Here is a 25252-nt window from a genome sequence, read left to right on the forward strand (position 1 = left end):
ATATAAAAATGATAAGGAAAGGAGAGCCATATGCAGGATTTTTCAGGAAATTTGATAGAAACATTATCAAGACTGGCATTTCCTAAGATTGGGATTATAGATATCATACAGATTGCACTGATCGCTTTTTTTGTATATCAGTTCATGGTATGGATCAAATATACTCATGCATATACACTTCTGAAAGGAATACTGGTCGTTCTCCTCTTCATTCTGATCGCGTATATTTTCAGGATGAATACGATTCTGTGGATTTTTTCAAATCTGGCAAGTACACTGATCGTAGGTGTGATCGTTATTTTTCAGCCGGAGCTCAGAAAAGTTCTGGAACAGCTTGGACAAAAGCGAATCATGGCTTCACTGATACCTTTTGATGCAGGTAAAGAGGTGAAGGAAAGATTTACGGATAAAACCATCAGTGAGCTGGTCAAAGCATGTTTTGATATGGGAGAAGTTAAGACCGGAGCACTGATCGTAATTGAGCAGAATGAGCTGCTGACCGATTATATAAGAACAGGTATTAATCTGGATGCAATCCTTACCAGTCAGCTTCTGATCAATATATTTGAACATAACACACCACTTCATGACGGAGCTGTTATTGTAAGAGAGAACAGGATTGTGGCTGCAACATGCTATCTTCCACTGTCTGATAATATGGAACTGAGCAAACAGCTTGGAACGCGGCACAGGGCAGGTGTGGGGATCAGTGAGCAGACAGATTCTGTTACGATCATTGTATCAGAGGAAACCGGTCAGGTATCTGTAGCGCAGGGAGGAAAGCTGACCAGAAGTGTAAACAGTGCAAAACTCAGAGAAATCCTGGTCAGAGCGCAGAATAAGCAGGTTGTAGACAACAGCAAACTTCGCCATTTACTGAAAGGAAGAGTGAAGCATGAAGAAGCGAAAAATAACAGATAATATACCTCTGAAAATCATGTCTGTCGCAATAGCTGTTGTGCTATGGCTGATCGTTGTAAACATAGATAATCCGACAGGAACCAATTACTATACGCTCAATGATGTGGAACTGATCAACAAGGAATATGTGGAATCTTCAGATACCATCGGTAAGATGTGTATGCCGGAACAGAACCAGGATTCCATAAAAGTTGCGATCACTGCAACCAAGAAGATCAGAGACAAGATCAAAGTCACAGACATCTCTGCGGTAGCTGATCTTCAGCAGGCGGTAAGCCTGGATACAAATCCGGTTATGGTTCCTATTACCGTTACCTGTTCTGTACCGGGGGTATCTCCCAGTGATATCAAAGTTACTCCTCAGAATCTCAGTGTAAATCTTGATGAAAAAGAGACACAGGAGTTTGTGGTAAATGTCAGCAGAGGTGATACGAAACCGGGCAAAGATTATGAAGTAGGAAGTCTGACTGCCAGTCCGGAGAAAGTAAGGATTACAGGCCCGAAGACGCTGATCAATAAAATAGATAAGGTAAATGCTTCCATTGAACTGGATGGGAATACAGAGGATTTTACACAGGATGTAAACCTTACGATCATTGATAAGAATCAGGAGGTACTTACCGATTCTGAAATGAATTCATTGCGGATTGAGAATAATGCAAAAGTAACAGTGACTGCAAAATTATGGAAAATCCGTCAGGGAGTGCAGATATCTGCAGATTATGTAGGGACACCGGCTGAAGGATATCAGGTTGGGGCTGTGAGAACAGTGCCGGATACGATCAGTGTAGCAGGCAGTGCAGAAGGTCTTGAAAGTCTTGCGGATAATAATAATGTGATCACTATACCGGAAGACAGTATTGATATTTCCGGTGAATCCGAAGATGTGGAGAAAAAAATCAGTCTTACGAATCTTCTGCCGGACAATGTGAAACTTACCAGTGACTCCAGTGAAGATGTATGGGTGACTGTAAGTATTCTTCCGGCCGGAAGCAGAGAGTTTGAATTTCCGACTAAGAATATAGAGGTTAAGAATAAACCGAAAGATCTGCAGGTAACATTTGAGACTGCGCAGATAGAAGTGAGAATCAAATCAGATAACAAAGATCTGGATGATCTGAATAATGACAAAGACATTAAGGCATCTATAGATCTGGATGGCAAAAAAGAAGGAAGTTATGAAGTCCCGGTTGAGATAGTCTTGCCGGATGGTTATGAGACAGTGGAAGATGTGACTACGGAAGTAGTGATTTCATCAGGGACTGCTGTTGATGACAGTAAGGAAAACAAGGAATAAAAGAATTCTCCACTTACAGAAGGGGTAGTAACAATATAAGAGGAACAGTGAAATGGTCAGTAAAAAAGTGACAGTTAAAAATCCCACAGGTCTTCATCTGAGACCTGCGGGGATTTTGTGCAATGAGGCAATGAAATACCAGTCACAGATAACATTTGTCTACGATGGGGGCATGGCAAATGCAAAGAGTGTACTGAGTGTACTTGGTGCATGCGTAAAATGCGGAAATGAGATAGAACTTACCTGTGAAGGTGTTGATGAACAGGAAGCCCTGGATCATCTTGTTGCTGCTATTGATAGCGGCCTTGGCGAGTAGAAAGCTGCTGTGCACAAACAGAGTGAACAGTAACCATAAAGTAACATGAATAAAAGAGGAGGAACTTATTGTGAAAAGAAGATTAGTTGCGGTTACATTGAGTCTTATTATGACAATGGCAACTGTCAGTGAAGCAGGTGCTGCTGCATTTACTTCACCTGATACAGCTCCGGCTGTTGCCACACAGACAGATGCAGAAGAAGTAAATGTTACAGAAGAAACTTCTGAAACAGAAGCAGACGCTTTTTCAGATGGAGATGATGGGACAGCAGTACCATCACAGGAACAGACAGACGACGCATTTACAGCGGGAACGGATACGGCTGCTGCATTGCCGGACGAGACGCCGTCAACAGCAGATGCTACGGATGCCGTTGGAGCCGCTGTAGTGAAAGCTGAGGACTGGGTAAGCACAGAGAATGGCTTTAAACTGCGCAAACCTGCAAAAAATCAGGATACAGCAAATACAGATGATCAGAAAGCAGCAACAGCAGCACTACCCGATGAGGAGATGCTGTCTGAGACTGACGGATTCTCAGGAGATCAGACAGAATCATCTGAAACAGCAGTGGCTGAAACAGATACAACAGCTGTGACAGCAGAGGTTACAGCAATGGAAACACCAGCAGCAACGGATACAGTGTCTGTAACAAATGAAGAATTTTATACAGTGGCAGACGGAATTGTAAAGATCAGCACAGAGTATAAAGGGGAAACCCATACAGGATATTATCTGTTTGATGAAGAGGGAATCCTTGTAACTGGACAGGCTGAGGTAAAAGAAAAATCTTCAGCTGATGAAGAACCGACATCAGATGCAGCTCAGTCAGCAGGAGAAGATGCCACAGGGGAAGAAACAGAAGCCCAGGCAAATCAGTCCTATTTTACAACTGCAGATGAGGCTGTTGTTTATACCGGATGTGAAGGAGAAGCGATAACTCCATATACATCTACAGTAGGCCAGCAGGAGAAGAGTGTATGGAAATGGACAGGAACATATTTCCAGTACTACGATGAGAATGGTAATCTGGAGACAATTGCACAGCTTGAAGCGAAAGCAAAAGCAGCAGGTACATATACCGGATATTTCAAGATCAATGAGGATTATTACTGCCTTGATTCTGAAGGTAAGCCACAGACAGGAGAGATCACCCTCACAGTTAACGGCGAATCAAACCTGTATTATTTTGATCCTGCAAGCAGCGACATTCCCGGAAAAATGTTCCACAATGGATGGCTTCGTTCAGATACCACTAAGGGAGAGCGCTGGCTGTATTTTAAAAAGGGAAATATTCCGGCAGACATCGGTAAATATTATAAGCGTGGCGTAGTTGCCACAGCTATCCCGGAGAAAGGAACCGGAGATTACTTGCTGGATGCCAATGGATATGTTCTGAAATCAGTGATGAAGAAGGCTCAGAATGGTGCATATTACTGTACCGACAGTAACGGCCAGATTTATAGAAATAAACTTGTAAAATACGGCAATTTCAGATATTATTTTGGCTCAAACGGAAAGCGGGCAACCTGGACAAAGAGATGGGCAAAAGCAGGCGATCATTACTATTACTTTGGAAGTACTCCGGGTCGTGTTGTTGAGAAACATGGCTGGCAGAAACTTGTCAGCACCAGTGGCAAATTCCTTGGCTGGCTGTATTTTGATTCCAAGGGAAATCATTATACGGATAAGTGGACTTCCGCAGGTTATTATTTTAAACCATCAGGAAAGCTTGCAAGCGGTTTGACAGAAATCGATGGAAAGAAATATATATTTGAATCATCTACATCCGCAGAACACAAAGGTAAAGTATATAAGAGCACAATGGTGCGCTATAAAAAGAAATGGTATATCGCATCCTCTAAGGGAAGCCTGTATAAGAGCGGATGGAGAAAATACAGCGGCAATTACTATTATCTTAAAGAATGTGTGGTTCAGACAAATCAGTTTATGAAAAAGAATGGAGTAAACGGTTATCTGGATGCAAACGGTAAATATACAAGAGGATGGGTAATTGTAAGTAATGCTAAAAACCTGGTGAGATATATCGATCCGTCAGGAAACGGATTTGCAAGAAATAAGAGTATGAGAGTTAATGGAATTCTGTATTACTTTGACAGTAACGGATACCGTATCACTGATCTGACAAACAGATACAGAGGACCGTATTCTGTTCAGGTGGACAGAGTAAACGGAGTTATGACTGTTTATGCTGATTCAGCCAGAACAATTCCTGTTAAGACGATCAGGGTATCTGTAGGTTTAGCAGGAACACCAACTCCGACCGGTAACTTTACACTGAGCAGAAGCCTGAGGTGGCAGCCTCTTATGGGACCATCCTGGGGACAGTATGGAACTCATGTAGACGGTGCCGGACAGGGAGGAATCTTTGTTCATTCTGTAGCCTGCGGCCAGGCAAACTCATATAATCTTCCGGCAGTAGAGTACAATAAGCTTGGATCTCCCGCATCACATGGATGTATCAGAACCTGTGTGGCAGATGCGAAGTGGGTTTATGAGAACTGTAATGGCGCACCGATCAGTATTATTGATGGTAAATATAAAGCAGATGATGCAATGAAAGGACCTCTTGGAAAGAAAGCACTGACTCCGTTAAGAGGAGCTGCTAATTTTGATCCTACAGATCCGGCTGTCTGATCCGGATATTTCTGCCAGGATAAATAAACATAATTGCTTATAGAAACGAAATATGCAAAACGGCTGCACAGAGCAAGAAATGTGCAGCCGTTTTTGGGTATATATCAGGGATTATCTTGCGAAAATGTAATATAGTGTGTATAATATGTTAATAGTATTGTAATAAAATGGACGTTTATTAGAAGACAGGAGTAGAAAGATGAAAAGAGATTTTTTAAAAATCAGAAAAAGGCTTATTGTTGGTTGTCTGGCAGCTGCGATAGCTGTAGCGCAGCCTGTAAGCTCTGTTTTTGCAAATCCGCATTATGACAGACGTGATACAGTGGCTGAGGAGGAATTTATTTATTCTGCAAGAACTTCCGGTACAGAGTCATCAAGAAAAAAAGTGAACTCCAAAGCATGGAAAAAGATCAACGGTGTCTGCTATAACGGAAGTGGTGAAATCATTCCGGGTGCGATAACCAGAGGCATGGATGTCTCTGAATGGCAGGGCAATATTGACTGGAAACAGGTAAAGAGGTCTGATATAGATTTTGCGTTTGTCCGGATCTCCTATGGCCTGACTCACGAAGATTATACCTATGATGAGAATATGACAAATGCAGAACTTGCCGGAGTACCCACAGGCACCTATGTGTACAGTACAGCCTTATCGACAACTACCGCATTAAAGGAAGCACAGCTTGCCATCAGCAAAATGCAGGGTTACAAGGTTTCCTATCCGGTCGTATATGATCTGGAGTATGCAAAAGCAAGTAAGCTTTCTGCAAAAACAGTCTCAGAGATGGCACTGACCTTCTGCAATGAAGTGCGCAGGGCCGGATATTATCCAATGGTTTACTGCAATACCAACTGGTATGATAATTACATAGACTGGTCCTTATTATCAGGAGTGGATGTATGGATCGCAAGATATGGGGACACGATTCAGGCACCTGATAAGGAACGGTACAATTATACAATATGGCAGTCCACAGACGGTAACCGGGAAAGCGGACTGAATAGTACCAGCGGACTGGTAGCAGGAATTCCTGCAGGCAATGATGTTGATATGGATTTTGGCTATGTGGACTATACAAAGAAAATTACGCCGAGATGGAAATCTCTGCATTCCTATGTTCCGGCAATGAAACCCGATACAGGCAGCAATGATGGAAGCCAGGAACAGACAGGACTTCATCAGGAAAATGGAAAATACTATTATGTCAATGAAAATGGCGAACGTGTGTCAGATCAGTGGGTAACTGTAAATGGAAAGACCTATTATATCAGTTCTGATGGTTATGCTCTGATGGGAATGAAGAAAGTAGACGGGAAATGTTACTGGTTCCATACAAAATCCGGATATATGTTTAAAAACCGCCGCGTGACCAGATCTACCGGCGATATCTACTATTTTGGAAGCGACGGTGTACGTTGCGAGAATGGAATGTACAAAGTCAGGGAAAAAAGTGGGGAGCACACCTATTATTTCCGGAAAAACGGAAAAGCGTATAAGGGATGGCTGACACTGAATGGTAAAAAATACTATTTTTACAAAGGCAGTTCCGCACTTTCCGGTACGCGTGCCGAGAACATTACACTGACCAGTTCCAACAGGATTGTATCTGTGTTTGATGGAAATGGAGTGTGTACCAGACAATATAAAAAGCGGTAAAAAATATTGAAACATATAAAAAGATCCTGCAGCTGTGGCACTGATGGAAATTCTGCAACAGCTTCGGGATCTTTTTATGAAATTGCCGTAATTAAAGCGTATAGATCAGGATACCTGCAATGATGATCAGGTTTCCCATGATTTTTCCTTTCGTGATTTTTTCCTTCAGAATGAAATGAGAGAGAAGCAGGACAAACACATAGGCGGCAGTATCAATGACAGGACCATAGCGCATATCTACTTTTGTATAACACCATGTATTGAGGAGGAGGATCAGCATATATATGGTGTATGAGAGAATCACCCGGAAATTGAGATATTCCCTGATTCGGTTTTCGTATTTGATATTTGCGCTCTGTTTCAGAAGTATCTGTGAAACAGCGGAAAAAAATGTTCCGCTCAACATGATTAAAATAAATGTTCTATTCATATCTCTGCACCGTCCATACTCCAAATAAAACCACCAGAATACCTATGATATTCTGAATGGAAAGATTTTCATGAAAGATCAGCACTGCCCATATCTGCGACCACAGAAGATAAACACTTTTATTGGCATAGGCAGTAGACAAAGAGAATTTCTTGATGACCTGCTGCCAGGTGATGGCGTAGATTCCGCAGTTGGCTACCATCAGGAACAGGAACAGGTAAAGCAGAGGACTGCTGAGACCATGTTTATTATACTGAACAGATGCAGCTTTGGAAAAAACACTTGTCAGTGAAAACAGCAGGATATTCAGATGAAGTTGTATGTAGTCTTTGAGTTTTGACATAATACCTCCGGGCGATAATGGTATTTTACGGATTTCATCCAATAGAGCGTGTCTGAAAGCTGTCGGACAGTAACTATTTTACATAAAAAAGCAGGGAAGTCAAGGTTTGTGCAGCAGGAATCTTGAAAAGAAATGTTGAAAATGATATGATAAAAATGATTGCAAAAAGATGAAAAGAGAAAGGAAAAGCATATGAGCTTATATTCAGTGGTTGTTCCTGTATATAATTCTGAACATACACTGGGAGAACTATATACCCGTTTGGAGAAAGTATTCCGGGAAACTCTTAAAGAAGACTTTGAACTGATCCTGGTAGATGACGGATCAAAGGACAGATCTTATGAGATCATGACGGAACTCAGAGAAAAGGATCACAGGGTACGGATCATACAGATGGCCCGTAACTTCGGACAGCATCCGGCACTTCTGTGTGGATTTGCACATGTAAAAGGAGAGTTTGTGGTAACAATGGATGATGACCTTCAGCATCAGCCGGAGGAACTTCCGAAGATGGTCAGAACCATGCAGGAGAGACCGGATGTGGATGTTATCATTGCAAGCTATGAAGGAAGAAAGCATGGTCCGATACGCAAACTGGGAACGAAATTTTCTGTATGGGCAACTTCAAAGATGCTGGGAAAAGATCCGGATCTTCAGATCACCAGTTACAGGCTGATCCGCAGATTCCTTGTGGATGCCATGGTAAAAACAAATACATATCTTCCACAGATTGGAAACCTTCTGATCAGGAGTTCTAACCGTATTATTAATGTTCCGGTTCAGCATGCAGACAGAGCTTACGGAAAAAGCGGTTATTCCTTTAAGAGACTGCTGAAAGATCTGATTTATGATATCACGACACATACTGCATTTCCCCTTCTGCTGGTGAGAAATATCGGAATTGTCAGTTTCCTGATAAGTGTAGTTCTGTCGGTCTGTTATCTGGTAAGATATTTTACACTGGGCATATCTGTGCAGGGCTGGACTTCGCTGATGCTGGTTATGCTGGCGTTTTTTGGACTGATTTTGTTATCGATCGGAATTATGGGAATCTATTTAATGAATATTCTTAATGAGGCAAAAAAAATGCCCCATTATGTAATACGTCGGGAGGATACGGACGAATAATGAAGGAAATTGGCGGATATTTTCAGCTGGAAGAGATGCCGGGAGAGGAATATTATCCTGACCTGTACAGGGTCAATCTTGGAAGAACCGCACTGCTGTGGCTTTTGAAGAGCCGCAGGTGCAGGAAAATCCTATTACCGTATTTTCTGTGTGGATCAGTGGTGCATACCTGTCAGGAAAATCAGATAGAGACAGAATTTTATCATCTGAATGAGAAACTGGAAGTTCTGTATCCGAAAGAACAGCTTCCGGAAGGGGAATATCTTTATCTGGTTAATTACTATGGTCAGCTGTCTGATTCCCGGATATCAGAGTATAAAAAGATTTACGGAAACATCATAGTGGACCATACCCATGCATTTTTTCAGAAACCATTAAAAGGGATAGATACACTGTATTCCTGCAGAAAATTCTGGGGTGTCAGCGATGGCGCATATCTGTCAACAGATACCAGCCTGACAGAAAATAAGACTGTCGATTATTCTGCAGAGCGTATGAAACATATTCTGGGGCGTTATGAGCATAATGCCGGAACCTACTACAAAGATATGCTGGAAAATGCGGCAAAATATGACGGGATGGAGCTTCGGCAGATGTCAAAGCTTACACAGAATCTTCTGAAAGCTGTGGATTATGACAGAGCAAAGAAAAAAAGGGAAGAAAACTACCGGATTCTCGGAGAACTGCTTCCATCGGAAAGTATATTTAATCAGACTGTGCCGGAGGGACCTTTTGCATATCCGTATTTCCACGCTGATGGAATGAAACTTCGCAGATATCTTGCCGAAAAGAAGATATTTGTGCCGACTTACTGGAAAAATATAATTGAGAACTCTGAGACAAAAAGTCTGGAATATACCTGGGCTGCCAATATTCTTCCGTTGCCCTGCGATCAGCGTTACAGCGTGGAGGATATGAAATATATGGCTTCGGTTGTCAGAGAATGTGAGGAACGGATATGAAACATAAAGTGTTGATTCTGGGAACGCTCGGAGAATTTACAGAGCTGGTAAAGAAAGCAAAAGAGAAAGGTTATGAGACTGTTGTGTGCGACGGATATGCAGATGGTATTGCCAGAACGTATGCAGATAAGGCTTATACCATTCCTGTAACAGACGTAGATGCTATTGCCCTGATGTGCAGGGAAGAAGGTGTGGACGGGATCATCACATCATTTTCAGATCTGCTCCTGGAGTGTATGGTTAAAATTGCAGATAAAGCAGGACTGCCCTGTTATCTGAAACCGGAACAGCTTTCCTGGTACAGGGATAAATCGGCATGCCGGGATGTTCTGGACAAGCTTGGACTGCCGGCACCGGGATTTCGGAAAATATCTGTGGAACTGCTGAAACAGGGATCAGAAGAAGAAATACAACAGAGTATTGCAAATCTGCAGTATCCTCTGATCAGTAAACCTCTGGATAAATATGGTTCAAGAGGAATCTTTATTATTCATCATTCAGATGAAGTCAGAAAAAAAGCCCTGCAGACAGCGGAATATACGGATTGTCAGGAAATTCTGGTTGAGGAATACAATGACGGTTATGAGTTTAACATGATGACATGGGTAATGGATGGGAAAGTCAATGTGATCAGTATTGCAGATCGTGAGAAAACGGAAATGGAAGAGGGAATGCTTCCGCTCAGCACACGAAATGTTTATCCATCCCGTTTCTTGGCGGAGGTCGAAAAAAGTGCCACAGATATTCTGCAGAATTATATCCGCTATACCGGACAGACGGAAGGTGCATTATCCATGCAGTTTTTCTGGAAACCTGGCAGGGGCATTCAGGTATGTGAGATTGCAGGACGTTTCTTTGGATATGAACATGAGCTGACAGATATGGTTTATGGATTTCAGACAGAGGAACTGCTGCTGGATTATCTTTATGAAAAAGACCGGATAAAGGAGATGTTTCACCGTCATGATATTCATCATCCGGTAAAATATGGGGCTGTACTGTATTTTCAGGGACGACAGCTTCAGATTGCAGATCAGACGGCAGCCTGTGAGCTTGCAAAAGAAAAATGCGTTGTAAAACCCTGGATTTTTTATAAAGAAGGCGAACGTGTGATAGAATATGGGCCGAATCCATATCTTGCATTGTATTATATAGAAACAGAAAACCGCAGGCAGCTGGAGAAGAAGACTGAGAAATTTTTCAGTGAGATGAGTATCCGGGATCCGGAAGGAAGAGAAGTTGCCTACAGAAATAAGATACCGGAATATGAGAAGGAAAAGAAAACAGATGATTGATTTTAACAGACCTGCTTTTACAGGCAGGGAATTTGATTACATACGTGATGCGGTACAGAGAGGAATGCTCTGTGGGGATGGAGAATATACGAAAAGATGTTCTCAGTGGATGATGGATAAATTTCATGTAAATCATGTAATGCTTACCACATCCTGTACCCATGCTCTGGAGATGGCAGCCCATCTTTGCAACATTAAGCCTGGTGATGAGGTGATCATGCCGTCCTATACATTTGTTTCAACCGCAGATGCCTTTGTGTTAAAGGGAGCAAAGATTGTATTTGTTGATATCAGACCGGATACAATGAATATTGATGAGAAACTGATCGAGGCGGCAGTGACTGAGAAAACAAAAGTGATCGTCCCGGTCCACTATGCAGGGGTTGCCTGTGAGATGGATACCATTATGGAGATTGCAAAAAAATACAATCTGAAGGTTGTTGAAGACGCTGCGCAGGGAGTAGATGCCTATTATAAGGGAAAAGCTCTTGGTACCATTGGAGATTTTGGGTGTTACAGTTTCCATGAGACAAAGAACTATACTATGGGAGAGGGCGGTGCAATCCTTTTTAACAGGGATGAATATCTGGAGAAGGCAGAGATCCTGAGAGAAAAGGGAACTGACAGAAGTAAGTTTTTCCGCGGACAGGTTGACAAGTACCGCTGGATAGATTATGGTTCTTCCTATCTTCCAAGTGAGCTGAATGCAGCATATCTTTATGCACAGCTGGAAGCAAGAGATCAGATTTTTGCCAAAAGAATGGAGATATACAATTATTATCATAAAAATCTGGCTCATCTTGCACAGGAGGGTAAAATCGAACAGCCTTATGTGCCGGAGGAATGCAGCCACAATGCCCATATGTATTATATCAAGGTGCGTGATATACAGGTAAGAACCCGGCTGATTGCTTACCTTCGGGAAAAAGGAATCTGCAGCGTATTTCATTACGTGCCTCTTCATTCTGCACCTGCTGGACAGAAATTTGGAAGATTTTCAGGGGAAGATGTTTATACTACAAAGGAAAGTGAACGTCTGTTGAGACTGCCGATGTTTTATAATCTGGATATGGAGGATGTGAAGTATATCACAGATACCATAGCTTCTTTTGACGGATTCTGATAATCGTGTGCCGCAAGTCTGTTTCAGGAATCAACTTGTCGGCACATCGGACGGAAAACAGAGATATATATTAAGAGGAAATATTATGAAAAAATGGAAACATTTATTAAAGGCTGTTATGACTGTGGGAGTCATTGCAATGACTGCTGTTCAGATCTGCGCTGCTGCGGAAGGAACTGCGCAGGCTGCTGTTTCAGATGTTACACCCGTATCCATTTCAACTAATGAGATTTCAGGCTGGCCTGCAGGTCCTGAGATCACATCTGAGACAGGGGTACTGATGGATGCAGACAGCGGAATTCTTCTGTACAGCAAGGGCGGAGATGAAATCCGTTATCCGGCAAGTATTACCAAAATCATGACACTGCTTCTGGCGGTGGAGAACTGTTCCCTGAAAGAAGATGTTGTCTTTACGGAAACAGGAACACGTGATATCAGTTGGGATTCCGGCAATATTGGAATGCAGGTGGGAGAAGTGATGAGCATGAGAGCATGCCTTTATGCACTTGTGATCCGCTCTGCAAACGAGGTCGCAGCCCAGATTGCAGAACATGTAGGCGGCACAGAGCAGCACTTTGTAGATATGATGAATGAACGTGCGGCACAGATCGGATGCACAAATACACATTTTGTAAATGCCAGTGGTCTTCCGGATCCTGACCACTATTCTACTGCACATGACATGGCGTTGATCATGCGGGAAGGTCTGAAGAATAAAAAATTCCGCAGGATCATCGGCGCTACAGATTATACGATCAAACCTACGAACATGAACAGTGAGTCAAGGGTACTGCATACGCATCATCCGATGCTTGCCCCGGAGAGCAGTTATCATTATGATGGCTGTATTGGCGGCAAGACAGGATATACCAGTGAGGCCGGAAACACTCTTGTGACAGCAGCAGAGAAGAATGGAACTACTTATATTACAGTGACAATGAAGGCGGTAGACCTTGCAGTTGCCAGTACGGATTCCACAGCATTGTTCAACTATGGTTATCAAAATTTCACAAAAGCACAGGTAAATGGTGGAGAAGTATCAGTTCCAAACGGAGTGACTGTGGATAACCTGACTGTTCAGGAAAATTCACAGGATGGAAATACAGTAGATGATTACTATTATAATGATTATCTGCTGGGAAGCGTTGAAGTTCCGGAAGCTACACCTACACCGGAACCTGCAGCGGATACTCTTTCTGACACATCCGGAGGAAATACAGATCAGGCGGATCAAAATGAGAAATCAGATACTGTCGGAGAAGAAAAAACTTCTGCAGGCATGCCAAAGCTGCGAAAAATACTTCTGATCATAGGAGCGGCAATGCTTCTTCTTATTATCATTCTGAGTATTGCACTTGCAAAAAAGGAAAAAAGATATTATGGCTAAGTCTGCATACCATGTGGATTTATGCGAACAGATATAACAGAAACACAGAGAAAGCTAAAGAAAAGAGGAAAATAAAATGGGAAAAATCAAAGTTACAGAATGTGGTGGAATTAAGGGATTAAAAGTGGTAGAACCTACAGTTTTCGGAGATGCCAGAGGATATTTCATGGAAACCTACAATTACAATGATTTCAAAGAAGCAGGAATTGATGTCGAATTTGTACAGGATAATCAGTCAAGCTCACATAAGGGTGTACTTCGCGGACTCCATTTCCAGATCAATTACCCACAGGATAAACTGGTACGTGTTGTAAATGGTGAGGTATTTGATGTGGCGGTAGATCTTCGTGAAGGTTCAGAAACATATGGAAAATGGTTTGGAGTCGTACTTTCTGCTGAAAACAAGAAACAGTTCTTCATTCCGAAAGGATTTGCACATGGTTTTCTTGTGCTTTCCGAGCATGCGGAATTTGTTTACAAATGCTCTGATTTCTATCATCCAAATGATGAGGGCGGCCTGATCTGGAACGATCCGGATATCGGAGTTGAATGGCCGATCCCGGAAGGAATGGAATTAAGCTTTTCTGACAAAGATACCAAATGGGGAAGCTTTAAAGAGTACCGTAAATAGGAGAATGAGCGATTGAATACAATTTTTTCTTTACCGATGGATATTTATAAGAACAGACGGCTTGTTGCAAAACTTGCAAAGAATGATTTCAAAACAAGATATGCAGGTTCTTATCTGGGAATTGTGTGGGCGTTTATCCAGCCTGTGATCACGATCCTGGTATACTGGTTTGTATTCTCTGTAGGTTTTCGTTCCGGAACAGGGGATCTGGGAGTTCCTTTTGTTCTTTATCTGGTAGCAGGTATTGTGCCATGGTTCTTTTTCCAGGATGCGCTGATGGGGGGGACAAATTCTCTGCTGGAATACAATTATCTGGTAAAAAAAGTCGTTTTTAATATCAGTGTGCTTCCGGTAGTCAAGATCATTTCTGCCATGTTTGTGCATGCATTCTTTGTGTTGTTTACGATCATCCTGTATGCAGCGTATGGGAAATTTCCTGATTTCTATTATCTGCAGATTATTTATTACAGTGTATGTGTGTTCATTCTGGTATTGGGCTTATCCTATGCCACAAGTGCAATCGTTATTTTTTTCAGAGATCTGACCCAGATCATCAACATTGTGCTTCAGGTAGGAGTCTGGCTGACTCCGATCATGTGGATCGTTGAGGCTTCACCTCTGATGGGACATCCTGTGATCATGAAGATCCTGAAACTGAATCCGATGTATTATATTGTTTCCGGATACAGAGATACATTCCTGATGAAAACCTGGTTCTGGGAACATGCAGGATGGACGGTCTATTTCTGGATATTTACAATTCTGTGTTTCCTGTTCGGAAGCTGGGTATTTAAACGTCTGCGCATTCATTTTGCAGATGTATTGTAACTAGTGTACCAACAAGTTGATTTCTAGAACAATCTTGCGTCTAAATTTCTTATTTCCGCGTTGTCGTCGGTCGCCGTAGCCACCGCTACGCCTCCTTCCTCCGCCTTGAAATAAAAAAATTTATCCTGCAAGATTGTTTCAAGAATCAACTTGTCGGCACACTAGTACAGCGAATATTAATATAGCAGAAACTTAATTTTCGCTGTACTGGTAAGCGCGAAATAAGTCAGAAGAAGATGAAAAACACAGGAACATAACAGAAAGGAAATCACGTGGAGAACAAGAAAGTAATTCAGGTGAAGGATCTCACCAAAATGTATAAATTATATGATAAGCCTTCGGACAGACTGAAAGAAGCGCTGGGGCTTACCAGAAAGAAACTTTATAAAGAGCATTATGCACTTCATGATGTAAATTTTGATATTTATGAAGGAGAATGCGTGGGAATTATCGGAACCAACGGTTCCGGTAAATCCACGATCTTAAAGATCATCACCGGTGTCCTGACTCCCACAGCAGGGGAAGTAAAGGTAGACGGACGAATTTCCGCACTACTGGAACTGGGAGCCGGATTTAACATGGAATATTCAGGTCTTGAAAATGTATACCTGAATGGAACCATGATCGGTTTTTCAAAAGAAGAGATTGATGCCAGACTGAATGATATTCTGGAATTTGCGGACATTGGAGACTTTATTCACCAGCCTGTAAAGACTTATTCCAGCGGTATGTTCGTGCGTCTGGCTTTTGCTGTTGCGATCAATATTGATCCGGAGATCCTGGTGGTAGATGAGGCGTTGTCTGTGGGCGACGTGTTCTTTCAGGCAAAATGTTATCACAAGTTTGAGGAATTTAAGAAACAGGGCAAGACGATTCTGTTTGTAAGTCATGATCTTGGAAGTGTTTCCAAGTATTGTGACAGAGTTATTCTTCTGAACAAAGGCGTAAAGATGGATGAAGGTTCACCAAAGCAGATGGTTGACCTGTACAAACAGCTTCTGGTAGGACAGAATCCTGTAAAACAGAATGAATCTGACAGTACAGAGCAGATTGTGGCAGAGGACAGTGAAGGACTGGGAGATTTTCAGGTAAATCCCAATATGCTGGAATATGGAAGCCGTATTGCTGAGATCACAGATTTCAGAGTCATTGATGATAAAGGAAGATGTTCCAATACTGTTGAAAAGGGAAGCTGCTTCAAAATTCGTATGAAAGTCCGGTTTAATGAAGAGATTCAGGAGCCGATCATGGCATACACATTTAAAAATATTCAGGGTACGGAAATCACAGGTACCAATACCATGTATGAAAATGCAAAGATAGAACACTCCGGAAAAGGGGATATATGTACTGTAACATTTACACAGAACATGAACCTTCAGGGCGGTGAGTATCTCCTGTCATTTGGATGTACAGGGTATAAAAACGGAGATTTTACGGTATTCCACAGACTTTATGACGCATGTAACATAACAGTTATTTCCAGTAAAAATACAGTTGGATTCTATGATATGGATTCAAAGGTGGAAGTACGGTGCGAAGAACAGGTCTGAGAAAGTTATGATGACAAATATCAGTGCGAAAAAATAATCAGCGCGAGGACTATATATGGAAGAAAAAATCGGGAAAGTAATTCTGGATACCACGTGCTATCCGGGAAAAGATCTATACAGTGATGGTGCGATAGAGGATGAAATGCTTGCAATTTCCAGAGATTTTGCACCGGAAGAATTTAACAGAGTGATCAGTGAGAGAAAGAGCTGGCCAATTCTTTATCATTTTTCTCATATCAGGGAGAATATTCTGAGCTGGATTCCCTTTACAGGAGAAGAGAAGGTTCTGGAGATTGGTTCCGGATGTGGTGCTGTGACAGGAGCTCTCTGTGAAAGGGCGAAGGAAGTTACCTGCATCGAGCTTTCTATGAAAAGAAGTAAGATCAATGCATACAGACATCAGGATCAGGATAATCTTAAGATTCTTGTGGGAAATTTTCAGGAGATCGAGAAAAACCTTACTGAGAAATACGACTATATTACTTTGATCGGTGTATTTGAGTATGGAGAATCCTATATCCGGAGTGAGAATCCCTATGTGGACTTTCTCAGGATCATATCAAAGCATCTGAAGCCGGATGGAAAGATCATTCTGGCCATTGAGAACAGACTGGGACTGAAATACTGGGCCGGATGTACAGAGGACCATTTTGGAACTTTATTCGAAGGAATCCAGGGATACCCCAAAACAAAAGGGGTTAAAACTTTTTCAAGAAAAGAATTTAATGGAATTTTGGAGGAAGCAGGAAACTTAAAAGCCGACTGGTATTATCCATATCCGGATTACAAATTTCCAATGACTATTCATTCAGACAGACATCTCCCTGCAAGCGGAGAGCTGCATATGAGGGACTACAATTTTGACAGACTCCGTCTGGATCTGTTTCAGGAATCTCAGGTGTACAATACACTTTTGAGCAATGATCTTTACCCGCAGTTTGCCAATTCCTTTCTTCTTGTGATCGGAAAAGAACAGCCACAGACAGCACCGGTTTATGTGAAGTTTTCCAATGAGAGAGATCAGAAGCTCTCCATTTATACGGAAATCAGTGAAGCAGCAGATGGGCAGCTGACTGTGAAGAAAGTACCGTCGCAGAAGAAAGCGGCAGCTCATGTACGGAATCTGGGAACTATCTGCGAAGAACTGACCGGAATGTATAAAGAAGAGGAAATTGAAGTAAACCGCTGCCGGATCAAAGGTGACTGTGCGCAGCTGGAATATCTGACAGGTATCACCCTGGAAGATAAGCTGGATCATCTTCTGGAAGAAGGCAGAACAGAGGAACTGGAGAAATTATTCTTCTCTTATATACAGAAAGTAAAGAATATTCATGAGAAGAAACCCTTTGAGAAAACACCGGAATTTGTAAGGGTATTTGGAAATGTAAACCTGCGTTCTGATCTGAAATGTACAGAAATATCCAATATTGATTTTGTTCCTGCAAATATTATCCTCTCTGAGAATAAAGTATCTGTGATCGACTATGAGTGGACCTTTGCATTTCCTGTACCTTCACAGTTCCTGGTTTACAGGATGATCTTTTATTATCTGGAATTGAATGACAAACGGGGAATACTTAAAGAACGGGATTTCTATGAGAAAGCAGGAATCCTGCCTGAAGATATAGAAGTTTATGTGGAGATGGAACATAATTTTCAGCAGTATATTCTGGGTGAGCATACAGCAATGAGAAATATGTATGCCCAGATCTCTCCGGGCCGGGTGGAAGTAGAAGATTATTACAGAGAAAAGAAACAGGAATCTCTGGAAATGCTTCAGATTTTCTGGGATAACGGAAAGAGCTTTAATGAGGCTGATTCTGTGAGATATCTGTTCAGAAATGGGAAAATTCAGACGGAGTTTGAACTTCCGGAGAATACCACAATGCTTCGCCTTGATCCGGGCGAAATGTCCAAGGGACTTAAAATTGTAAAGCTGACATGGGAAGATGAAAGTCAGGTAAAGTTTCACACAGATGGCTGTGAAGTGTCCTCCGGAGAATTCTATTTCGGCGGTGACGATCCGCAGATCATAGTAGATTTTGTTCCTGAGAACAGAAAGTTCATAAAGATTGAGATGGAGATCCTGGACCGGAAAGCCACAGAAAAGAAATTCTGGAAAGAATACGCAGAGCAGAAAAGGGCAATGGAGCAGATGAGTCAGGAGCTTGCGCAGAAGAAAGCTCTGGTCGATCAGGTGGAAGGCAGTAAGGCATGGAAAGTGTATCGTGCCATCAAAAGGGTTTAGTTATGGGAAATATACTTTGGAGTGTAGATAAAAAAATATACAGTGACAAAGAAGATCATACTCTGGCCATTACCGGATGGGCGATAACCAGAGATCAGTCAGAATGTGATTTCATTCTTTATGGCTCGGAAAAGGAACTCTCCGTTCTTGAACCTTCGCGTTGTGAAAGAGCGGATGTTGCCAAAGATTTAAAAGAAACAAAAGATATAAAAGAAGTGGGAAATGTCGGATTCACAGTAAAGATACCGGAAATTATAAAACTTGCAGAAGAACATGAGAAACTGCAGCTTGCGCTGAGAGCAGGAGATGAAAAAGAAATCATCTGGGAAGCCACAGCTGCAGAAGTGAAGGACTTTTGTGAGGAAAGTCTTATTGAATATCATATTGATGAGGAACAGATCACACAGGAGAGTATCCTGACAGTCAGAGGCTGGGTTGTAAACCAGCTGGAGCCGGATGAGATATTTGTACAGGGCACAGATGGGAAGGTTCTGGAATGTACGATCACCAGACAAAGACGTCCGGACGTGGAAGAGGCAAAGGGGATTTCCGAAGAAGAGAAAAGAAATCTGGGATTCAGTATTACTGTCAATCTGGAGAATACAAACGATCAGAATATCTGCATCTGTTTCAGGGGAAAAGATGTACAGAAAATTTATACTGTAAATGTAAAAAAAATAAAACGGGAAAATACCGGACTGTATCAGCAGATGAAACTGCTGTCTCTGAAGAACAGGCAGAAGAATCAGGAATATATAAAGAAAAACGGCATTGGAAGATTTATCCGTTATGTGAGAAATTCCCAGCTTAAGGACGGAGATCAGGATTATGAAGACTGGCTGAAAGATCATGTCGCATTCCGAAAGGAATTAAAAAGACAGAGAACTGCTGTTTTTTCTTATTCACCGCTGATCAGTATTGTGATGGTGGTGACGGATACAGATGAACAAAGGTTAAAAAGTGTGATCGATGCTTATACAGAACAGACCTATGGCAACTGGCAGCTGTGTCTGGCAGATGCATGTGAGGGAGAGGAAACAGGAGAGTTTCTGCGGAAAAAATATAAAAAAGAGATTCGCCTTTCCTATAAGAAGGTTACGGAAAATAATGGCATTTCGGGAAATCTTAATGCATCTCTGAAACTTGCAATGGGAGAGTATGTTCTGTTTGCCGGTCAGGAGATCATACCTGAACCTGATGCACTTTTTCAGATGGTCAAAGCGATCACAGAGAAAAAAGCGGATATGATCTATACAGATGAAGATGAGATCAGCGCAGACGGAAAACATTATTCTGAGCCGGAATTCAAGCCGGATTTCAATCTGTTCAGATTAAGGGAAAATAATTATATCGGACAGTTCTGGGCAATCCGGAAGGAAATTCTGGAACAGGCCGGAAAGTTTGATCCGGAATATGATGGTGCACAGGATTATGATATGCTCTTAAGATGCAGTGAGCAGGCAGAGAATATTGTGCATATTCCAAAAATCCTCTGTCATTCCATGAAAGCAGAGAACCTGATCACAGAAGAACAGGAGAAGAAAAACTGGGAAGCAGGCAGAAAGGCACTGGAGGAGCATTACCGCAGGGCAGAGGTTCCTGCAACAGCGGAACTTGCAGACAAGAAGGGATGGTACAGAAGCCATCTGACTATTTCCGGCGAACCGATGATTTCTGTGATCATTCCAAGTAAAGATCACATTAATGATCTGGAACTGTGTATTTCATCCATAGAAGAGAAGACAACATGGAAGAATTACGAGATCATTATTGTTGAGAACAACAGTGTGGAAAAAGAAACCTTTGTATACTATGAGACACTGAAAAACAGATACCCAAATGTAAGGATCCTTACATGGAAAAAAGAATTCAATTATTCTGCGATCAATAATTTTGCAGTAAGAGAGGCACGGGGAGAGTATCTGCTGTTTCTTAACAATGATGTGGAGATCATTACAGGGAGCTGGCTTGAAGAAATGCTTCAGCTTTGTCAGCAAAAAGACGTGGGAATGGTCGGTGCGAAACTGTATTATCCGGATGATACCATTCAGCATGCAGGAGTGGTAGTTGGTCTTGGTGGAGTTGCTGCCCATGTATTATGTAAACTTCCCCGGGATGCGGAAGGATATATGGGACGTCTGCGCTGTGTGCAGGAGATAAGTGCAGTCACTGCCGCCTGCATGATGGTAAAGACTTCTGTTTTTAAAGCAGTCGGAGGATTTGACGAGGAGCTGAAGGTTGCATTTAATGATATTGACCTCTGTATGAAAGTGAGAAAATATGGAATGAAAATTGTATTCACACCGTATGCAGAACTGTATCATTATGAATCCAAATCCAGAGGAATGGAAGATACACCGGAGAAACAGCTGCGTTTTTCCAGAGAAGTAAACTGTTTCCGGAGAAAATGGGAAAGAGAGCTCCTGAAAGGAGATCCCTATTATAATCCCAATCTGACATTAAACAACACAGACTGTTCTCTGAGAAAACAGGAGAAGAACGGAGATTAACATGCCTAAGGAAATATTTGAAGTAGTAAGAGAAAGATTTCATTTATCAGACAGGACACAGTATATTGTGCAGGGACACTGGCCGAAAGATGCGGTGATGGAGGCATATCTGGATCAGCACAAACTGAAGGTGTTTGTGAAAGAAAATGAAAATGTAAGTGCACTGGAACGTTTTAAAGATCCGGAGAAAATGCAGGGAATACAGATTACGGCAACTGTTCAGATACCGGAAAATCTGGAGGGGTATCATAAGCTTGTGATCTATGAGAAGTTTCCGGATAAAAAACATGTCTGGTTTTCCATCACTGTCGGTGAACTGGATAAAAAAAGAGATAAACCGCAGGTATATTTTGAAGAAGAGAGTGCAGAACAGGGAACTGTACGGATCAGAGGGTGGGCCATTGCACCGAAGCCTGTGACTGTCCGTATCTTTGATGCGGATAAAAAGCCGGTTGCCGCTGAAATCCAGAGAACAGACAGGGTGGATGTCAACCAACTGTTTGAAGAAGCACAGGATCCGGGAAAGACAGGATTCTTCTCTGAGATCACCAACGTTTCGGGAAAATGCCTGTATGTAGTGTTTTATGCAGGCGAGAAGAAAACTGTACATGTGGTTCCTCTGAGAAAAGCTGATATTCTGGCAAAGAAATTAGACAAATATGTAGAAAAAGGAATCCGCTACTGGAAATCTCAGGGTGCGGCGGCTCTTGCTGAGAAGGTAGTGACAAAGGTTAAAAATGTACGTCAGGGACCGCCATCCTATCAGAAATGGATCAGACATCATCTGCCGGACAGGAACGAACTGGAGAAACAGAAGAAAACATCCTTTGGATACAGACCTAAGATTTCTTTTGTAGTACCGCTGTATAAGACACCGGAGAAATATCTCAGAAAACTGACAGAATCATTTCAGGAACAGACTTATTCAAACTGGGAACTTTGTTTCTCTGACGGAAGCGGCGCACAGTCACCGCTGACGGAATTGTTAAAAGAACTGACAGCGAAGGATAACAGAATTAAATACGTTTCTCATGAGGAGCCGCTTCAGATTTCAGAGAATACCAACAGTGCCATTGAAATTGCAACAGGTGATTTCATTGCCTTTGCAGACCATGATGATGAGCTGACGCCGAATGCATTATTTGAATGTGTGAAAGCAATAAATGAGAAACCGCAGACACTGGTGATCTACACAGATGAAGATAAGATGTCTATGGATGGACATAAATTCTTTCAGCCGCATTTTAAACCGGACTATAATCCGGATTTGCTGTGTACGGTCAATTATATCTGCCATCTGTTTGTGGTATCACGAAAAGTAATTGAAAAAGTTGGCGGGCTGCGAAGTGAGTTTGACGGTGCACAGGATTATGATTTTGTGTTACGCTGTGTGGAAACAGTAAAGGATGAAGAAATCTGTCATATTCCAAAAATCCTGTATCACTGGCGTTGCCATGAGGACTCCACAGCAGAGAATCCCGAGAGCAAGCTTTATGCCTTTGAAGCCGGAAGACGTGCAGTACAGGCTCACTATGAGAGAACAGGAATCCACGCAGAGGTTTTTAAGGGTGAATATCTGGGGCTGTACAGAACGAAGTTTATCAGAGATCATGATCCGCTGATTTCTATTATTATTCCGAATAAAGACCATATTGATGATCTGAAGAGATGTATGGAATCCATTGAACAGAAATCTACGTACAAAAATTATGAGTACATTATTGTAGAGAATAACAGTACAGATTCTGCTACTTTTGAATATTACAAAAAACTGGAGGCAGAGAATCCGAAGGTCCGCATGGTATACTGGGACGGAGTCTTTAACTATTCTGCCATTAATAACTATGGTGCATCTTTTGCAAAGGGTGAGTATCTGCTTCTGCTTAACAATGATACAGAGATCATTAATCCGGACTGTCTGGAAGAACTCCTGGGTTATTGCATGCGTAAAGATGTAGGCGCAGTGGGGGCAAGACTTTATTATGAGGATGATACGATCCAGCATGCAGGTGTTGTGATCGGTTTTGGCGGAATTGCAGGACACTGTTTTGTCCAGCAGAAGAGAGGTACCACCGGATATTGTCACAGAATTATCTGTGCACAGGATTACAGTGCGGTTACAGCTGCCTGCATGATGGTGAAGAAATCTGCATTTGATGCAGTGGGAGGACTTTCAGAGGAACTGGCGGTTGCATTTAATGATATTGATTTCTGCATGAAGCTGAGAAAGGCGGGATATCTGATCGTGTATAATCCATATGCGGAATTATACCATTATGAATCCAAATCCAGAGGTCTTGAGGATACTCCGGAAAAAGTGGCACGATTTAATAAAGAAATTGCCACCTTTGAAAAAAAATGGCCGGAGATCCTGAAGAACGGAGATCCTTATTATAACCCCAATCTCACTCTGAAGAGCCAGGACTTTTCTCTGAAAAGAATCTGAAGATGAAATTGCTATAAAATGAATGTGAAAGAAGATATGTTAAAGAAAAAGAAAGAGATCAATGAAAAAACAGAAATTTTCATTTTTGTATTTCTGGCGTTTATCCTGCTGACAACCTGGGCGATGACACAGCCTTTTAATTCAGGGCCGGATGAACAGATGAGATATTATGTTGCAGATTACATTTATAAACATCATGGAGCTCTTCCGGGGGGAGATGATCCGGCTGTCAGGAATAAAGTGTGGGGAATTTCCTATGCATATTATCCGGTTGTATCTTATATGGTGTCTGCATTATTTATGAGAATATCCCGGCTTTTTGCAGATCCGGGATACTCCATGTTCAAAATTGCACGTATGGCAGATGTACTGTTTGTCACAGGTGCAGTGTATTTTGTTGTAAAAGCTTCGGGCAAACTGTTTCCGAAAGAAAAATATTCCAGAGAAGTTAGATGGCTGTTTGCAGCACTGGCAGGATTTATGCCGCAGGCAATCTTTATGGGAACTTATGTGAATACAGACTCACTGGCACTGCTGGCAGCAGCCATGATCTTGTATGCATGGGGCTCTTATCTGAGAGAAGACTGGACATGGAAAAACTGTATACTCCTTGCAGTGGGAATGGCCGTATGTGCATTGTCTTATTATAATGCATACGGTTGGATACTCTGCAGTTTTTTCTTCTTCTGTTTTACGGTATTACTCTGCAGAGAAGAAGCTTTTTCACAGAGAGTTCGTTTCCTTTTCAGCAGAGGAGCAGTGATCGCAGCAGTTACTTTAGTTCTCTGCGGCTGGTGGTTCATCCGTAACGCAGTTTTGTATAACGGAGATTTCCTGGGAAGGAAATCCTGTGCGGAATGTGCGGAAAAATATGCTCAGAAGGATTACAGACCTTCACTGTATCCGACGCCTGCAAAGCTGGGATGGAACTGGAAAGATATTATCCTTTATCAGAATCCCGGCTGGTATCATAACTGGATTCTGACAGTGTGTGTAAGTTTCATCGGTACTTTTGGACAGATGGAAATTTATATGCCATATACGGTCAGCAAACTGTATATGCTGTTCTTTGCTGTTGGGATCATCAGTGTATTTTTTGTAAAAGAGACATTTGATCTGAGAAAAAAAATGTATGTTGCACAGCGGAAAGCAGTTGGAAATGACAGATGGAAGATTAAAACAAAGGTGATATCCCGAGAGTGGAATAAAGAAGGTATTTTCCATTTGATGATGGTATTTCTGATTATGATTCCGGTATTTCTGTTTCTGTATTATGTTTATTACAGTGATAATCAGCCACAGGGAAGATATCTTATGCCTGCATTATATCCTCTGATGTACTTTGTTACGCTGGGCTGGAATAATATTCTGACAAAAACAGTGAAAAATGAAAAGGTGCGGAGTCTGATATACAGAGTACTGACTGTACTGCTGGTGATTTCGCCATTTGCCTGCTGGGCATTTTTAATCTTGCCTTAAAAGAAATAAAGGGACTGCCGCATGAAAAGCTTTTGCGGAAGT

Annotated in this window: 19 protein-coding genes; 17 read left to right on the forward strand and 2 right to left on the reverse strand. The window is 41.9% G+C overall.

The annotated features are described in order from the left end of the window. Positions 1-30 precede the first annotated feature (30 nt). The 5 genes from cdaA (at position 31) to NQ550_RS02725 (ending at position 6847) form a co-directional block, all read left to right on the forward strand. Positions 31-921, forward strand: coding sequence for a diadenylate cyclase CdaA (gene cdaA, locus NQ550_RS02705; protein WP_022380116.1), 891 nt, complete (start codon positions 31-33; stop codon positions 919-921). Beyond that, positions 896-2218 carry a CdaR family protein gene (locus tag NQ550_RS02710; protein ID WP_008706136.1) on the forward strand — a complete coding sequence of 441 codons (1323 nt, stop codon included), beginning with the start codon at positions 896-898 and terminating at the stop codon, positions 2216-2218. Before cdaA ends, NQ550_RS02710 begins: the two co-directional genes overlap by 26 nt. 52 nt (positions 2219-2270) lie before the next feature. Continuing rightward, a complete protein-coding gene (locus NQ550_RS02715) occupies positions 2271-2534 on the forward strand; it encodes an HPr family phosphocarrier protein (RefSeq protein ID WP_022380118.1) in 264 nt (87 codons plus the stop codon). Between the two features lie 70 nt (positions 2535-2604). Then, a complete protein-coding gene (locus NQ550_RS02720) occupies positions 2605-5190 on the forward strand; it encodes a L,D-transpeptidase family protein (protein ID WP_025578499.1) in 2586 nt (861 codons plus the stop codon). 199 nt (positions 5191-5389) lie between these two features. After that, positions 5390-6847, forward strand: coding sequence for a glycoside hydrolase family 25 protein (locus tag NQ550_RS02725; RefSeq protein WP_008706131.1), 1458 nt, complete (start codon positions 5390-5392; stop codon positions 6845-6847). 91 nt (positions 6848-6938) lie between these two features. Here NQ550_RS02725 and NQ550_RS02730 read toward each other — a convergent pair whose 3' ends face one another. Beyond that, positions 6939-7253 carry an EamA family transporter gene (locus NQ550_RS02730; protein ID WP_334319808.1) on the reverse strand — a complete coding sequence of 105 codons (315 nt, stop codon included), beginning with the start codon at positions 7251-7253 and terminating at the stop codon, positions 6939-6941. A gap of 16 nt (positions 7254-7269) precedes the next feature. Then, a complete protein-coding gene (locus NQ550_RS02735) occupies positions 7270-7620 on the reverse strand; it encodes a hypothetical protein (protein ID WP_008706128.1) in 351 nt (116 codons plus the stop codon). Positions 7621-7812: 192 nt separating this feature from the next. On the opposite strand from NQ550_RS02735, the gene NQ550_RS02740 reads away from it, so the two are divergent. The 12 genes from NQ550_RS02740 (at position 7813) to NQ550_RS02795 (ending at position 25210) form a co-directional block, all read left to right on the forward strand. Continuing rightward, positions 7813-8748, forward strand: coding sequence for a glycosyltransferase family 2 protein (locus NQ550_RS02740; protein WP_008706126.1), 936 nt, complete (start codon positions 7813-7815; stop codon positions 8746-8748). Next, positions 8748-9710, forward strand: a complete 963-nt coding sequence (locus NQ550_RS02745; RefSeq protein ID WP_008706125.1) for a hypothetical protein — start codon at positions 8748-8750, stop codon at positions 9708-9710. Before NQ550_RS02740 ends, NQ550_RS02745 begins: the two co-directional genes overlap by 1 nt. After that, the gene (locus NQ550_RS02750; protein ID WP_025578495.1) at positions 9707-11005 is read left to right on the forward strand and encodes an ATP-grasp domain-containing protein; all 1299 of its coding nucleotides are present in this window, start codon (positions 9707-9709) and stop codon (positions 11003-11005) included. The genes NQ550_RS02745 and NQ550_RS02750 overlap by 4 nt, the downstream gene beginning before the upstream one ends. After that, positions 10998-12128, forward strand: coding sequence for a dTDP-4-amino-4,6-dideoxygalactose transaminase (gene rffA, locus NQ550_RS02755; RefSeq protein WP_025578494.1), 1131 nt, complete (start codon positions 10998-11000; stop codon positions 12126-12128). The genes NQ550_RS02750 and rffA overlap by 8 nt, the downstream gene beginning before the upstream one ends. Positions 12129-12213: 85 nt before the next feature. Then, the gene (locus NQ550_RS02760) at positions 12214-13515 is read left to right on the forward strand and encodes a D-alanyl-D-alanine carboxypeptidase family protein (RefSeq protein ID WP_025578493.1); all 1302 of its coding nucleotides are present in this window, start codon (positions 12214-12216) and stop codon (positions 13513-13515) included. Positions 13516-13591: 76 nt separating this feature from the next. Beyond that, positions 13592-14146, forward strand: a complete 555-nt coding sequence (gene rfbC, locus NQ550_RS02765; protein WP_008706119.1) for a dTDP-4-dehydrorhamnose 3,5-epimerase — start codon at positions 13592-13594, stop codon at positions 14144-14146. Positions 14147-14158: 12 nt separating this feature from the next. Continuing rightward, positions 14159-14974: an ABC transporter permease gene (locus NQ550_RS02770; protein WP_022380238.1), complete on the forward strand. Its 816-nt coding sequence runs from the start codon at positions 14159-14161 to the stop codon at positions 14972-14974. Positions 14975-15246: 272 nt separating this feature from the next. Beyond that, on the forward strand, positions 15247-16527 hold the full coding sequence (locus NQ550_RS02775) for an ABC transporter ATP-binding protein (protein WP_022380237.1): 1281 nt from the start codon (positions 15247-15249) through the stop codon (positions 16525-16527). Between the two features lie 55 nt (positions 16528-16582). Beyond that, the gene (locus NQ550_RS02780) at positions 16583-18775 is read left to right on the forward strand and encodes a class I SAM-dependent methyltransferase (RefSeq protein WP_025580316.1); all 2193 of its coding nucleotides are present in this window, start codon (positions 16583-16585) and stop codon (positions 18773-18775) included. Between the two features lie 2 nt (positions 18776-18777). After that, positions 18778-21285 carry a glycosyltransferase family 2 protein gene (locus NQ550_RS02785; RefSeq protein ID WP_025580315.1) on the forward strand — a complete coding sequence of 836 codons (2508 nt, stop codon included), beginning with the start codon at positions 18778-18780 and terminating at the stop codon, positions 21283-21285. Position 21286: 1 nt separating this feature from the next. Then, positions 21287-23731: a glycosyltransferase family 2 protein gene (locus NQ550_RS02790; protein WP_025580313.1), complete on the forward strand. Its 2445-nt coding sequence runs from the start codon at positions 21287-21289 to the stop codon at positions 23729-23731. Positions 23732-23749: 18 nt separating this feature from the next. Beyond that, complete coding sequence (locus tag NQ550_RS02795) at positions 23750-25210, forward strand: ArnT family glycosyltransferase (RefSeq protein WP_025580312.1); 1461 nt, start codon at positions 23750-23752, stop codon at positions 25208-25210. Positions 25211-25252: the final 42 nt, after the last annotated feature.

Source organism: Blautia wexlerae DSM 19850 (assembly GCF_025148125.1).
In the GTDB taxonomy this organism is placed as follows: Bacteria; Bacillota; Clostridia; order Lachnospirales; family Lachnospiraceae; genus Blautia_A; species Blautia_A wexlerae.